13 protein-coding genes and 2 tRNA genes are annotated in these 13673 nt (G+C 70.1%); 7 read left to right on the top strand and 8 right to left on the bottom strand.

The features are described from left to right. Positions 1-178: 178 nt before the first annotated feature. Positions 179-832 carry a fasciclin domain-containing protein gene (locus tag BBK82_RS05600; RefSeq protein WP_065914040.1) on the top strand — a complete coding sequence of 218 codons (654 nt, stop codon included), beginning with the start codon at positions 179-181 and terminating at the stop codon, positions 830-832. A gap of 37 nt (positions 833-869) precedes the next feature. Here the strand turns inward: BBK82_RS05600 and BBK82_RS05595 are convergent, their stop codons facing one another. After that, positions 870-1664 carry an ANTAR domain-containing response regulator gene (locus tag BBK82_RS05595; protein WP_083267807.1) on the bottom strand — a complete coding sequence of 265 codons (795 nt, stop codon included), beginning with the start codon at positions 1662-1664 and terminating at the stop codon, positions 870-872. Positions 1665-1834: 170 nt separating this feature from the next. Between BBK82_RS05595 and BBK82_RS05590 the strand changes: the two genes are divergently transcribed. Together BBK82_RS05590 and BBK82_RS05585 are read left to right on the top strand one after the other, a co-directional pair. Next, on the top strand, positions 1835-2692 hold the full coding sequence (locus BBK82_RS05590; RefSeq protein WP_065914039.1) for a GAF and ANTAR domain-containing protein: 858 nt from the start codon (positions 1835-1837) through the stop codon (positions 2690-2692). Positions 2693-2722: 30 nt separating this feature from the next. Continuing rightward, positions 2723-3424, top strand: coding sequence for a GAF and ANTAR domain-containing protein (locus tag BBK82_RS05585; RefSeq protein ID WP_154697096.1), 702 nt, complete (start codon positions 2723-2725; stop codon positions 3422-3424). Positions 3425-3449: 25 nt separating this feature from the next. Here BBK82_RS05585 and BBK82_RS05580 read toward each other — a convergent pair whose 3' ends face one another. Continuing rightward, entirely contained in the window at positions 3450-4160 is a 711-nt protein-coding gene (locus tag BBK82_RS05580) for an ankyrin repeat domain-containing protein (protein WP_065914038.1), read from the bottom strand. A gap of 91 nt (positions 4161-4251) precedes the next feature. Between BBK82_RS05580 and BBK82_RS05575 the strand changes: the two genes are divergently transcribed. Further along, positions 4252-4860 carry a TetR/AcrR family transcriptional regulator gene (locus BBK82_RS05575; RefSeq protein ID WP_065914037.1) on the top strand — a complete coding sequence of 203 codons (609 nt, stop codon included), beginning with the start codon at positions 4252-4254 and terminating at the stop codon, positions 4858-4860. On the opposite strand, the gene BBK82_RS05570 is transcribed toward BBK82_RS05575, so the two are convergent. Then, positions 4815-6185, bottom strand: a complete 1371-nt coding sequence (locus tag BBK82_RS05570; RefSeq protein ID WP_154697095.1) for a M14 family zinc carboxypeptidase — start codon at positions 6183-6185, stop codon at positions 4815-4817. The genes BBK82_RS05575 and BBK82_RS05570 overlap by 46 nt on opposite strands. A 66-nt stretch (positions 6186-6251) precedes the next feature. On the opposite strand from BBK82_RS05570, the gene BBK82_RS52655 reads away from it, so the two are divergent. After that, on the top strand, positions 6252-6503 hold the full coding sequence (locus BBK82_RS52655; RefSeq protein WP_218920581.1) for a hypothetical protein: 252 nt from the start codon (positions 6252-6254) through the stop codon (positions 6501-6503). 363 nt (positions 6504-6866) lie between these two features. Here BBK82_RS52655 and BBK82_RS05560 read toward each other — a convergent pair. Further along, positions 6867-6940, bottom strand: a tRNA-Lys gene (locus BBK82_RS05560). Between the two features lie 286 nt (positions 6941-7226). On the opposite strand from BBK82_RS05560, the gene BBK82_RS05555 reads away from it, so the two are divergent. Then, complete coding sequence (locus BBK82_RS05555; protein ID WP_237048037.1) at positions 7227-8357, top strand: L,D-transpeptidase; 1131 nt, start codon at positions 7227-7229, stop codon at positions 8355-8357. A 54-nt stretch (positions 8358-8411) separates the two neighbouring features. Here BBK82_RS05555 and BBK82_RS05550 read toward each other — a convergent pair whose 3' ends face one another. From BBK82_RS05550 to orn, 3 genes are all read right to left on the bottom strand, one after another. Further along, positions 8412-10037, bottom strand: a complete 1626-nt coding sequence (locus tag BBK82_RS05550) for an ABC-F family ATP-binding cassette domain-containing protein (RefSeq protein WP_065914034.1) — start codon at positions 10035-10037, stop codon at positions 8412-8414. Between the two features lie 58 nt (positions 10038-10095). Beyond that, positions 10096-10168 (bottom strand) — tRNA-His (locus BBK82_RS05545). Positions 10169-10234: 66 nt separating this feature from the next. Then, positions 10235-10840, bottom strand: coding sequence for an oligoribonuclease (gene orn, locus BBK82_RS05540; RefSeq protein WP_065914033.1), 606 nt, complete (start codon positions 10838-10840; stop codon positions 10235-10237). Between the two features lie 72 nt (positions 10841-10912). Between orn and BBK82_RS05535 the strand changes: the two genes are divergently transcribed. Next, the gene (locus BBK82_RS05535; protein WP_065914032.1) at positions 10913-12424 is read left to right on the top strand and encodes a helicase HerA-like domain-containing protein; all 1512 of its coding nucleotides are present in this window, start codon (positions 10913-10915) and stop codon (positions 12422-12424) included. Here BBK82_RS05535 and BBK82_RS05530 read toward each other — a convergent pair. Then, positions 12356-13621, bottom strand: a complete 1266-nt coding sequence (locus tag BBK82_RS05530; protein WP_065914031.1) for an MFS transporter — start codon at positions 13619-13621, stop codon at positions 12356-12358. The two genes, BBK82_RS05535 and BBK82_RS05530, sit on opposite strands and share 69 nt — an antisense overlap. Positions 13622-13673: the final 52 nt, after the last annotated feature.

Genomic DNA, 13673 nt, shown 5'->3' with positions numbered 1-13673 from the left:
GGCCGGAATGGTTCGGTTCCGGATGCGCCACGATCGGCCGAAGATCGTCGGGACGGGCTGGAAAATCCACTGTGGACGCTGCGGTTGGTAACGGATCGATAACCACACCCATCCGCTCTCCAGGGCGTGGCGAATCACGAGTAGCAACCGCTCGACCACTGTTTGGAGATGTCCTGTCATGAACAAGACCGTCCGCAACACCGTCCTCGCCGCCGGCGCCGTTTCGCTCGCACTGTTCGGCGCGGCGTGCGGCTCGGGCGACATGGCGAGCAGCAGCTCCTCGACCGCTCCCACCTCGGCGACCTCGATGGCGCCGTCGTCGCAGGCGATGGCCGACCCGGCCGCGAACCTGGTGGGTCCCGGCTGTGCCGACTACGCCAAGCAGGTCCCGTCCGGCGCCGGTTCCGTCTCGGGCATGGCCGCTGACCCGGTGGCCGTCGCGGCGAGCAACAACCCGCTGCTCACGACGCTGGTCAGCGCCGTGTCGGGCAAGCTCAACCCGAAGGTGAACCTGGTCTCGACGCTCAACGGTGCCGAGTTCACGGTGTTCGCGCCGGTCGACTCCGCGTTCGCCAAGATCGACGCCGCGACGATCGAGAAGCTCAAGACCGACGACGCGCTGCTGACCAAGATCCTGACCTACCACGTGGTTCCCGGCCAGATCACGCCTGACAAGATCGCCGGCGACCAGAAGACCGTGCAGACCGGCACCGTGAAGGTGACCGGTTCGGGCAACGCGCTGAAGGTCAACGACGCCAACGTGGTCTGCGGTGGCGTGAAGACCGCGAACGCGACCGTCTACCTCATCGACTCGGTGCTGATGCCCGCCTGATCACCAGGTCCGGCAACGATGTCGCGGCACTGCTCGATCAACGCCCGGTGAGGCTGTCGAGCAGTGCCTGCGCGACGTCGCGCAGCTTCCTGTTCTCGTGCTGCGACCGGCGGACGAGCATCGCGAACGCCTCGTCGGCGCCGCAGGAGTGCACCGCCATCAGCACGCCCTTGGCCTGGTCGATGACCGCCCGCGAGACGAGCGCCGTCTCCAGGTGGCCGACGTGCTCGCGGGAACGCTGCCACCGCAGCGCGTTGCTGACCGCCGCGCTCGCCGCGGTGGTGAACAGCCGCATCAGGCTCTCGTCGAACGGGTCGAACGCGGCGGCCGTGTAGCTGTAGATGTTGAGCGACGCCACGTGCTCGTCGTCGTCGCGGTCGTCGTCGTCCGACGCCGGGAACACCACCGGCACCGACAGGTACGCGTGGACCCCGTGCTTGCTCGCCGAGGCCTCGAACTCCGGCCACCGGTCGTCGTTCTCGCCGACGACCGCGCGGACGATCTTGAGCGTGCGCGCCGCCTCCAGGCAGGGGCCGCGGTCCGCGTCGTACTGCCGTTCGTCGATCTCCACGAGCGACCTGTCGGTGGCGGCCGCCGTCCTCGGGTCCTCCGGGCTCACGGACACGGTCACCGCGTCGGCGTCCGCCACCGCCGCGCGCGCGGTCTCCGCGAGCCGCTGCAGGACCTGGTCGAGGGGTTCCTCCCCGGACAGGTTGTCCTGCAACGCCGACAGTGCGGCGGTCGCCTCGTCCAGTCGCTCGACCGGGTCGGGCCGGCTGCCGGCGTCCGACGCCGTGAGGGGGCGTTCCGGCAGCGTCGTCTTGTCATCCATGACCGCGGTGCCTTCCGTGGGAAGCGACTGTGCGGCGCTGGATGCTCAACGCTCGCAGCGAATGGTACGGCTCGCCGCCAAACGCGCGGTCACCCCCGGCGTGGCGTGCGCGAGGGCCACCGGCACGGCAGAGTGAGACCCGCGGAGCACGCGGGAAGGAGGCGACCGAGGTGTCGCACGCGTCACCGAGCGCCGAGGACTGGAGTCTTGACAAGGGCCGGTTCACCGCGGACGCCGAGCAGGCGAAGCGCAACGGGCACGCACCGATGCGCGACCACGGAGCTCCGCTGGGCCCGCTCGCCCAGCAGTTCGCCACCCTGACCTGCTCCCTGCTCGACGCCGCCACCGCGCAGGAGGTGCTGCAGCAGGTGGTGCGGGCGGCCGTGCTGGTCGTGCCGGGCGCGGAGCTGGTCAGCATCACGCTGCGCTCGGCCGACGGCCACTTCCACACGCCCGTCCAGACCGACCGGGTCGCGATCGAGCTCGACCAGCTGCAGTACGACCTGCATGAAGGCCCCTGCCTCGACGTCGCCGAACCGGCAGGGCCCGCCGTCGTGCTCGCGGCCGACCTCACCGTCGCACGGGCCTGGCCCCGGTTCGGCCCGGCCGCCGCCGCACGGGGGATGGGTGCCGTGCTGGCCACCGCGTTGCTGCCCCACGTCAAGCCGCCGCGGTTGTCCGGTGCGCTCAACGTCTACTCGCGCCGGCGCGACGGCCTGGACGAGACAGCCCAGGCGGCCTCGCTGCTGCTGGCCACCCACGCCTCACTGGCACTGGCGCACACCCACGCCGTCACCGCCGCCGACCTGAAGGTCGAGCAGCTGCGGCGGGCGATCGACTCGCGCGACGTCATCGGGCAGGCCAAAGGCATCCTGATGGCCAGGCGCGGGCTCACCGCGGACAAGGCGTTCGACCAGCTGCGGCACGCCTCACAGCAGCTCAACGTCAAACTCGTCGAGATCGCCGAGGCGGTCGCGTCCGGGCGCGCCGGCGACCTGCCCGACGTGCCCGACCCGCGGCGACGCTGACCGCCCCGGCCGGAACCCGGGAGAGCGCAGGTGGACGAGCGACGGCACGACAGGCTCACCCGCCTGGTCACCGAGTGCGGCGCGGGGGACCGCCCCACGCTGGCCAGGTCGTTGTGCGCGGTGGTGCTGCGGGAGCTGCCGGGCGTCGACGGCGTGGCGGTGGTGCTGCACGGCAGCGGTCAGGCCGAGGAGCTCGTGGGGGCGAGCGGCACGTGGGCGGCCGGCCTCGCGGAGGCGCAGTACACGCTCGGCGAGGGGCCCGATCCGGACGTGGCCGGCGCGGGGGAACCGGTGCTGGTCGGCGACCTGGCCGCGGAGTCGGCGCGCTGGCCCGCGTTCGTCGAGGCCGCGACGACGGGCGGGCTGTCGTCGGTGTTCGTCTTCCCGTTGCGGATCGGCGGGATGGTGGTGGGCACGCTGGCGTTGTACGGCAGGCGACCGGGGAACCTGCCGGCGCAGGCCACCGCCGACGCCGTGGTGCTGGCCGACCTCGTCGCACACGTGCTGCTCGCGCAGAACGAGGAGATGGACGACGACGACCGGCTGCGGATGGACGTGTCGTACCAGGAGGTGAACATGGCCACGGGCATGCTGGCGGTGCAGCTGCAGGTCGGCCTCGACGACGCGTTGCTGAGGCTGCGCGCGCACGCGTTCGCCACCGGCCGTTCGGTGCGTTCGGTGGCGAAGGACGTGCTGGCCAGACGCATCCCGCTCGACCGGCTGGCCGACTGACGCGGTCACCGTCCACAAAGGCCGGTCAGAGCTTCGTCGCGTGCTTGCCGCCGTGCCGGCGCAACCACCCGGCCAGCGCGTCGAAACCGTTGCGCAGCGCGGCGTCGAACGGGGTGAGCGGCTCCCACGGCGGCAGCCAGTTCACCTCGGCACCCAGGCCCAGCAAGCGTTCCGCGCACTCCCGTTGCCCGCCGTGACACGCACCCCAGAACGCCGCGTCGACCTCGTCCGCCGTCGCGCCGGGCAGCAGCCGTTCGAGATCGTCTCGCAGGCCGAGGGTGGCGGCATCGGTCAACGTGACCCGTGCACCTCGTTCGACCAGCCGGTGCGCGGCCCGCCACTGAGCGAACGCGCGCGCGTCCGCCAACGCGGTGCCACCTCCGATCACCGCGCCATCGGCGTCGATGTCCGCTCCCGCGTCGAGCAACGCGTCGAGCACCTCGACGTCATCGGCACTGGCCGCCCACTGCAACGGCGTCTCGCTGTGCATTCCCTCGAACCGTGCGTTGACATCGGCGCCTGCCGCAACCAACACCGCCACGGTCTGCGCACCGTTCGGGCACTTGGCCGGCCAGTCCGTCAGCACGTGCATCAAGGTCCGCGACCCGCCGCTGTCGTCGACGATCCTGGCCCGCGCCAGCTCCGCGTCGCCGGCCAGCAACCGCCGCAACCCGGCGAGGTCACCGCCGCGGATCGCCGCCGTCACGGCCGAGGCCAGGGGCTCATCGCCGCGCACCGCCGTCCTCCTCACGTCCGACGTGCCGGACCACCCGGCGAGCGTATCTGCACTACAGTGCTGACCGAGTCACGTACGGCGCAGGAGGATCATGCGGCTCACTCGCGCGCAGGCCCGCCAGCGCAACCACGACGCGCTCGTCGCCGCGGCGGTGACGGAGATGGCGGACAAGGGGTACGCGGCGGCGCGCCTCGAGGACATCGCCGAGCGGGCCGAGCTCACCACCGGCGCCATCTACTCGATCTTCGGCAGCAAGCAGGACCTGCTGGTCGCCGCGGTCGGGCGGCTCGCCGACGACGTCGGCGCCGAGCTGACCTCGGTGGTGGGCAACGAGCTCACGCTCGTCGACGCGCTGGGTGCCATTGCGTCGGCGTACCACCGGGCGGCGGCCGGACCGGCGGCACGCCAGCGGCTGGCGTTCGAACTGGAGCTGCTCAGCCTGGTGCTGCGCGATCCTGCGGCCGGCCGTGAGGTGCTGGGCGCGGCGCTGTGGCGGACCGAGAACCTGCTCGCCGGGCTGCTCACCGGCCGCCGCACCACGACCGGCGCCGAGACGACCGCGGCCCAGGCCCGGCAACTCGCACCGGCGGTCGCGTCGCTGCTCGGCGGCCTGGTGCAACGCGCCACCGTCGAACCGGGCTCGGTGACCGAGGACTACTGCGTGCGCGCGGCCGTGGCGCTCGCCTCGCTGGTGACTTGACCGTCCTCCGTGGACTCGACGAGCCGGGCAGCTACGGCCAGTGCCGCTGCGATCTGCATCGAGACCAGCTGCCGCAACGGGAAAGCTCGCTCGGACAACGCTTCTCCGGCCTGCGCACACCACTGGTCGAACAGCGCGTCCACCACGTCGATCACCGCGTGGGCCTCGCCATCGAGGGCCAGCTGCCTGCGCAGCACACCCGCCGTGCGCAGCCGCATCATGTGCACCACGCTCTCCGCGCCGAACACCTCGGCCACGGTCGCCGTCCGCGCGCCGACCGTGGCCGCGATGGCCTCGTGCGCCGCCGCGAACGCCCCGGCCTGCTCGATGAAGTCGGCCGCCGCGGCCGGCATCGGTGACGGAACCCGCGTCCGGATCCGCTGCCGCACCTCGTCGAGGGCGCCCGCGTCCGCCCGCAGCTGCCGCGCGGTCGTGCGCAGCACCTCGGCGTAGGACCGGCCGGAGTCACCGGCGTCCGACGCGCGTTCGTCGTGCCAGAACGGCACTTCGGTGATCAACGACGTGGTGCCGTACCGGTCGGCGTAGTGTGCGCTGGACCCGCCGTGCCGCGCCTGCGCCCCCTGGGAGTTGGCGGCGATGAGCACCTCGGCCGGCGGCATCAGGTAGACAGCGGGCCCGAGCACCGGCCACCCCAGCGTGTCGACCGGCCCCAGCGACAACGGCACCCCGACCTGGGTGGCCACCCGTGCGAGGTCGTCCGCCACCCCCGGCACCTCCCGGCCGAGGATGAAGAAGACGCCACCGAAGTCCGCGTTGTGCAACGAGTACTGCAACGCCGGCCGCAGCTCGTCGATGACCCTGGCCAACGCCTCCGTCTCCGGCAGCGTGCGGTCGAAGTGCGCCCGCTCGTCCAGCACCGGGAAGGTCCACTCCGGCTGGTCGCGCAACGCGGGCCGGTAGAACTCGCTGTGATAGCGCCGGATCGTGTGCGGCCCGGCGAACCACCCCTCGTTGAGCCGCGTGCCGTCCGGGTCGATGCAGGGGATGAAGTGCCAGGAGAACCCGATCCCGTCCCGCAGCTCCGGCGTCTCGGCGACCAACCGCGCCAGGTGCGTGACCGTGAGCAGCCCGATCGGCTCGTTCGGATGCGGACACCCGATCACCAGCGCGGTGCGTGCCCCGTGCCCGACCGACAACAGCCGCAGTGCCTCGCCCCGCCGCGACGCCCCGACCCGGCGCACCCGGCAAACCTCCGGCAGCTCCGCGACCAGCTCGTCCACCGCCGCGTTCACCTCGTCGACGGTGCAGATGCGGTCGATCTCGGGCACTCGTCGCAGGTGGCAGCTGATGTCGTCGGGTGTCATGGCGCTCCAGATAATCAGATTATTTCCGTAGTCAGATTATCAGACCTGGCTTGTCAGCGTGGCAGCGTGTATTGGGACCCGATGCCGACCGTGGCCGCCTCCGCGGACCTGCCCGTCGCCGACCACGACGGTGACAGGCTGCTGGGCGAGCCGGTGTACCTGCTCGGCAAGTGGGAACAGCGGGACTGGCGCAACGTGCCGGGCCCGTTCTACGGCGCGGACACCGACACCTGCTGGATGGGACGCCAGATCGCGCCGCATCACATCGTCTACGACGACTACGGCTCTGAGATCGTGTTCCGGCGAACGCGAGGATGAGCAGGAGAACGCGCGGGGGCTGCTGGAGTACGCCGGCCATCTCGATGACGGCTTGCACGACTACTTGCGCGGGTACGGGTTCTGGCTCGATCACCGCCGTGCGCCGGAGCCGGGTGAAACGCTGCCGGAGCTGTAGCGGCCGTCGGCTCGACGGGCACCAGATCGCATGCGACGTCCGGTTCGGGGTGGTGCTCGGCGACACCGCGACGTGCTACCACTTCGCCGGCAACACGTGACGAGCCGGAAGTGAGCCACGCAGGATCCGCCGGAAAGCGGGTCCGGCGTTCATTTCGGCCCGGCGACAGACTATTGGCGAAAAGCAGAGAAGCGGGTGGAGACTAATCTCCACCCGCTTCTCTGAAGTACGCCGCCAGGGACTCGAACCCCGGACCCGCTGATTAAGAGTCAGCTGCTCTAACCAACTGAGCTAGCGGCGCTTGTTTGTGTGCCGGAGGCTTGCTCGTTCCGACGTGCAGAACGTTAGCACAGCGGTTCGCCGCGCTCCCAATCGGCTGGTCAAGCGGCTGTTCGGGGGTTCATCGGACACGTAACGATCCGGCCACTCGGGCAACTTCACCGCGCGTGATGGCGTCACCTGTTCGGGGGACGCCGAACGCCATGCGCGCAGGCAGTCTCGGGAGTGGCGACAAGCAGATCGGAAGTGCGTCGATGGGGATGTGGGGCAGGCGCGGTCGTGGGGTGGTCGCAGCGGGGATCGCTGTGATGCTGATCGCAGGTTGTTCTGGGGGCGACGCGGGGGGATCGGGTGCTGGTACGCCCTCGTCGACGGCTCCTCCTCCGCCCAAGCCCGTCACGCTGACGCTGGCGTTGAACGACGGTGCGGCGGACGTGTCGCCGGGGTTGCCGGTGATCGCGACGGCGGCGGACGGGAAGCTCACCGAGGTGAAGCTGACGAACGCCGACGGCAAGGTGGTCGAGGGGAAGCTCAACGCCGAGGGCACGCAGTGGAACAACATCGAGCCGCTCGGGTACTCGAAGGCCTACAAGCTCACCGCCACGGCGACGGGTGAGGACGGCAAGACGCAGACCAAGACGTCGTCGTTCACCACGGTCAAGCCGCGCACGCTGACCTATGTGTCGACGAATCCCATGGACGGCACCACGATCGGCGTCGGGCAGCCGCTCGCGTTCTACTTCGACGAGCCGGTGGCCGACAAGGTCGCGGCCGAGTCGATGCTGGAGATCACCACCGAGCCCAAGGTGGAAGGCGCTTTCTACTGGTTCAACAAGAAGGAAGTGCACTGGCGGCCCAAGGAGTTCTGGGCGGCCGGAACGAAGATCACGATGCACGTCAAGGTCTACGGCAAGCACGTCGGTGACGGCATCTACGGCCAGGAAGACCGCATCATCAAGACCACCGTCGGCGACGCGGTGATCCACGAGGCCGACGGGCAGACGCACCAGGTCGTGACGAAGGTCAACGGCCAGGTCGTGCGCACCATGCCGACCTCCATGGGCAAGCCGGCCGACGCCACGCCCGTCGGCACGTACGTGCTGATGGAGAAGCACTCGCACATGATCATGGACTCGACCACGTACGGGCTGGCGCTGGAGAACGGCGGCTACCGCACCCCGGTCGACTGGGCCTACCGGATGTCCAACAGCGGCATCTTCTTCCACGGCGCCCCGTGGTCCATCGGTGACCAGGGCCGCCGCAACGTGAGCCACGGCTGCCTCAACCTCTCGCCGGAGAACGCCAAGTGGGTGTTCGACAACAGCAAGCAGGGTGACGTCGTGATCGTCCGCAACTCCGGCGGCCCGGCGCTCGAGCCGTGGGACGGCTTCGGCGACTGGCAGGTGCCGTGGGAGACCTGGGTCAAGGGCAACCGTTAGCAAGCAACCAAAAAGGGCCGCACCCGCTCAGGGTGCGGCCCTTTTTCGTTGTCCTCAGTGGACCGTGACCTGGCCGTCGGCCACGACCAGGCGGCGGTTCACCTGCACGGCCTCCAGCATCCGCCGGTCGTGCGTCACCAGCAGCAGCGTGCCGGTGTAGGTCTCCAGCGCCTGCTCCAGCTGCTCGATCGCGGCCAGGTCGAGGTGGTTGGTCGGCTCGTCGAGCACCAGCAGGTTCACCCCGCGGCCCTGCAGCAACGCGAGCGCCGCGCGGGTCCGTTCGCCGGGGGACAGGGACGCCGCCGGGCGCAGCACGTGGGCGGCCTTCAGGCCGAACTTCGCCAGCAACGTCCGCACGTCGGCGGGTGTCATGTCCGGCACGGCGTCCTGGAACGCGTCCACGATCGGCAGGTCGCCCAGGAACAGCCCGCGGGCCTGGTCCACCTCGCCGACCACGACACCGGAGCCCAGCGTCGCGTAGCCGGAGGACAGGGGAGCCCGGCCGAGCAGCGCGGCCAGCAGCGTCGACTTGCCCGCGCCGTTCGCGCCGGTGATCGCCACCCGGTCCGCCCAGTCGACCTGCAGGTCCACCGGGCCGAGCGTGAACGAACCGCGGGAGACGACCGCTGCCCGCAGCGACGCCACCACCGCGCCGGAACGAGGGGCGGCGGCGATCTCCATCCGCAGCTCCCACTCCTTGCGCGGCTCCTCGACGACGTCCAGCCGTTCGATCATCCGGTCGGTCTGGCGGGCCTTCGACGCCTGCTTCTCGGTCGCGTCGGCACGGAACTTGCGGGCGTTCTTGTCGTTGTCGCCCGCCTTGCGCCGGGCGTTCTTCACGCCCTTGTCCATCCACGCGCGCTGCATCCGCCCACGCGCCTCCAGGGACGCCTTGGTGTCGGCGAACTCCTCGTAGTCGTCACGGGCGTGCTGCCGGGCCCGCGCGCGTTCTTCGAGGTACGACTCGTAGCCGCCGCCGTACAACCGCACCTGGTTCTGGTGCAGGTCGAGCTCCAGCACGCTGGTCACCGTGCGGGCCAGGAACTCGCGGTCGTGCGAGACGAGGACCGTGGCCGCGCGCAGGCCTGTGACGAACTTCTCCAGCCGGTCCAGGCCGTCGAGGTCCAGGTCGTTGGTCGGCTCGTCCAGCAGGAACACGTCATAGCGGCTCAGCAGCAACGACGCCATGCCCGCCCGTGCCGCCTGGCCGCCGGACAGCGAGGTCATCAAGGCGTCCAGGCCCACGGTCAGCCCGATGTCGGCCACGACCTCCGCCGCACGTTCCTCCAGGTCCGCGCCACCGAGAGCGAGCCAGCGGTCCAACGCGTCCGAGTAGCCCTCGTCGTTGCCGGCGGTCAACGCCTCGGTGGCGCTGTCCAGCTCGGCCTGCGCGGCCGCGACACCGGTCCGGCGGGCCAGGAAGTCCCGCACGGTCTCGCCTTCGAGGCGTTCCGGCTCCTGGGACAGGTGCCCGACGTTGGCCGAGGGCGGGTTCAACGACACGCGACCCGACTCGGCGGGGATGAGGCCCGCCAGCGTCTTCAACAACGTCGACTTGCCGGCGCCGTTCACGCCGACGAGCCCGATCACATCACCGGGCGCGACCACGAGGTCGAGGCCGGAGAACAGGACGCGGTCCCCGTGACCTGCGGCGAGGTCCTTCGCGACGAGCGTGGTCATGAACTTCTCCCAGAACGTGCAGAAAGGCCCCCGCGAGTGCGGAGGCCTTTCGACAAAGGGTGAGTGACGGGACTTGAACCCGCGACACCTGGGATCACAACCCAGTGCTCTACCGGCTGAGCTACACCCACCATCACCGGTCGTTGACCGGCCTGGAAAGCATAGCAACGGTAGCCACCGATATTGAAATCAGGGGGTCACTTGACGTCCTTGAGCAGCTCAGCGGCCACGGCCTGGGCCTGTTCGGACGTCGGCCCCGGCTGCGGCACGAACGCCGTGCGCCGGTAGTACGCGAGCTCCCGGATCGACTCGACGATGTCCGCCAACGCACGGTGCGCGAGCCCCTTGCCCGGCTGCGCGTAGTAGATGCGCGGGTACCAGCGCCGGCACAGCTCCTTGATCGACGACACGTCGACCATCCGGTAGTGCAGGTGCGCGTCCAGCGCCGGCATGTCGCGGGCGATGAAGCCGCGGTCGGTGGCGATCGAGTTGCCGGCCAGCGGTGCGGTGCGCGGGTCGGGCACCCACTCCTTGATGTAGGCCAGCACGGCGGCCTCGGCCTCCTCCAGGGACACCGCGGACGCGCGGACCTCCTCGGTCAGCCCCGACTTGGCGTGCATCTCCATGACGACTTCCGGCATCGAGGCGAGCACTTCGTCGGAAGCGTGGATCACGATGTCCACACCGTCGCCGAGCACGTTCAGCTCGGCGTCCGTGACCAGTGCCGCGATCTCGATCAGAGCGTCCTTGCCCAGGTCGAGTCCGGTCATCTCACAGTCGATCCACACCAGACGATCCATCACGCCCCGAACATTACTGCGCGGAGCGTCAACTTCGAGTGGCGGCGTGCAGCAACCTGGTTACGCTCCTCGTGCATGACGGCTCAGTCTGACATCGCTGCTGGGTATGCCTCCGCGAGCGCGGCCGTTGAACTGGGCGCCGTGCTGGTCGGCGGTCAGGTGGAGCCGACCGCCCGCGTCCGCATCCCGCTGGCCATGGTCAACCGGCACGGACTTGTCGCGGGCGCAACGGGAACCGGCAAGACCAAGACGCTCCAGCTGCTGGCCGAGCAGCTCTCCGACAACGGCGTGCCGGTGCTGATGGCGGACGTGAAGGGCGATCTGTCCGGTCTGTCGCAGCAGGGCGAGGCCAGCGAGCGGACGAAGACCCGAGCCGCCGACACCGGCGACGACTGGCAGCCGCGGGCGTACCCGACCCAGTTCCTCTCGATCGGCACCGGCGGCATCGGCGTGCCCCTGCGGGCAACCGTCACGAGCTTCGGCCCGATCCTGCTGTCGAAGGTCCTCGGCCTGAACGACACCCAGGAGTCGACGCTCGGCCTGATCTTCCACTGGGCCGACTCGAAGGGCCTGCCGCTGCTCGACACGAAGGACCTGCGCAGCGTCATCCAGCACCTCACCAGCGACGAGGGCAAGGCCGACCTCAAGGGCATCGGCGGGGTCTCCGGCGCGACCGCGGGCGTGATCCTGCGGGCGCTGGTGAACCTGGAGGCGCAGGGCGGTGACCGGTTCTTCGGTGAGCCGGAGCTCGACCCGGCCGACCTGATGCGCGAGCGCGACGGCAGGGGTGTCATCAGCCTGCTCGAACTGGCCGAGCTGCAGGGCAACCCGGCGTTGTTCTCCACGTTCCTGATGTGGTTGCTGGCCGAGCTCTTCGAGACGCTGCCGGAGGAGGGTGACGTCGAGAAGCCCAAGCTCGTCTTCTTCTTCGACGAGGCGCACCTGCTGTTCGCGAACGCCTCGAAGGCCTTCCTCGACCAGATCACCCAGACCGTGAAGCTCATCCGGTCCAAGGGGATCGGCGTCTTCTTCTGCACGCAGCTGCCGACCGACATCCCCAACGACGTGCTGTCGCAACTCGGCGCGCGCGTTCAGCACGCTTTGCGCGCTTTCACACCGGATGACCAAAAAGCGTTGGCACGCACGGTGAAGACGTACCCGACCACACCGCACTACGACCTGGAGAAGGCGCTCACGTCGCTCGGCACCGGTGAGGCGATCATCACGGTCCTCAGCGAGAAGGGCGCCCCGACCCCGGTCGCGTGGACCCGGCTGCGGGCGCCGCGTTCGTTGATGGACACCATCGGCACCGACGCGATCAAGCAAGCGGCCGCGCAAAGCGAGCTGCACGGCAAGTACACCGAGACCGTCGACCGCGAGTCGGCCTACGAGCAGCTGATGCGGAAGGTCGCGCCACCGCACCAGGAACAAGCCCCGGAACCCCGACATCAGGAGAAGGAGGAACCGGGGCTCGTCGAGAAGGTCCTCGGCAACAGCGCCGTGAAGTCCTTCCTGCGGTCAGCGGGCAGCGCCCTGGCGCGTGAGATCACGCGCGGCATCTTCGGGACCTCGCGCAAGCGACGCTGAGAGCACCGCGGCACCGATGCAGAGCGCGCCCGCGACGTACCAGGCCAGGTCGTAGCTGCCCAGGTGGTCGCGGGTGAGCCCGGCCGCCGACGCCGCGAGGGCCGCGCCGACCTGGTGCGAGGCGAACACCCAGCCGAACACGACCGGCCCGGAGACGCCGAAGTACTGGCGGCACAGCGCCACGGTCGGCGGCACGGTCGCGACCCAGTCCAGGCCGTAGAAGATGATGAACACCAGCATCGACGGGTGCGCCGACTCGCCGAACAGCTGCGGCAGCAGCATCAGCGACAGGCCGCGCAACGCGTAGTACGCCGCCAGCAGCATCCGCGAGTCGACCTTGTCGGTCAGCCACCCGGACACGATCGTGCCCACGATGTCGAACACGCCGACCAGCGCCAGCAGCCCGGCCGCGGTCGTCGTCGGCATGCCGTGGTCGTGCGCGGCGGGGATGAAGTGCGTGCCCACCAGACCGTTCGTGGACGCCCCGCAGATCGCGAAACCACCGGCCAGCAACCAGAACGGCCGCGTCCTGGCGGCCGAGGTCAACGCGCTCAGCGCACGCTTGGCCGCACCGCCACCGGGCGGCGGGGGAGTGTCCTCGGTCGCGCCGAGCGGCAGCAGGCCCACGTCGCGCGGGTACTCGCGCAGGAAGAACGCCGCGAACGGCACGACCGCCAGCGCCGCGATGCAGATCACCAGCGACGCCGGCCGCCAGCCGTACTCCTCGGCCAGCCACGCCACCGTCGGCAGGAACACCAGCTGTCCCGCCGCGCCACCCGCCGTCAGCACGCCCGTGACCAGGCCGCGGTGCCGCACGAACCAGCGTCCGGTGATCGTCGCGACGAACGCCAGCGCCATCGACCCCGTGCCGAGCCCGACGACGACACCCCACAGCAGCACGAGCTGCCACGACGCCGTCATGAACACCGTGAGGCCGCTGCCGATGGCGACCATCGTCAACGCGTAGGTGACCACGACCCGCACGCCGAACTTGTCCATCAACGCGGCCGCGAACGGCGCGGTCAGCCCGTACAGCAACAGGTTGATCGAGATCGCGAGCGAGATCGTGCCGGTCGACCAGCCGAACTCGCTCCGCAACGGCTCGATCAACGCACCAGGAGCCGCGCGGAACGACGCGGCGCCGACCAGCGCGACGAACGACACACCTGCGACAACCCAAGCCCAATGCAGTCTCACGCGGACAAGGTTCGGTGATCACCGAGCAGCCGACCAGTGGCCCGATGGCCAA

Source organism: Lentzea guizhouensis, assembly GCF_001701025.1.
Classification (GTDB): Bacteria; Actinomycetota; Actinomycetes; order Mycobacteriales; family Pseudonocardiaceae; genus Lentzea; species Lentzea guizhouensis.
Note: the sequence above shows the minus strand (reverse complement) of the source record. Positions and strands in the feature narration are given on the sequence as shown.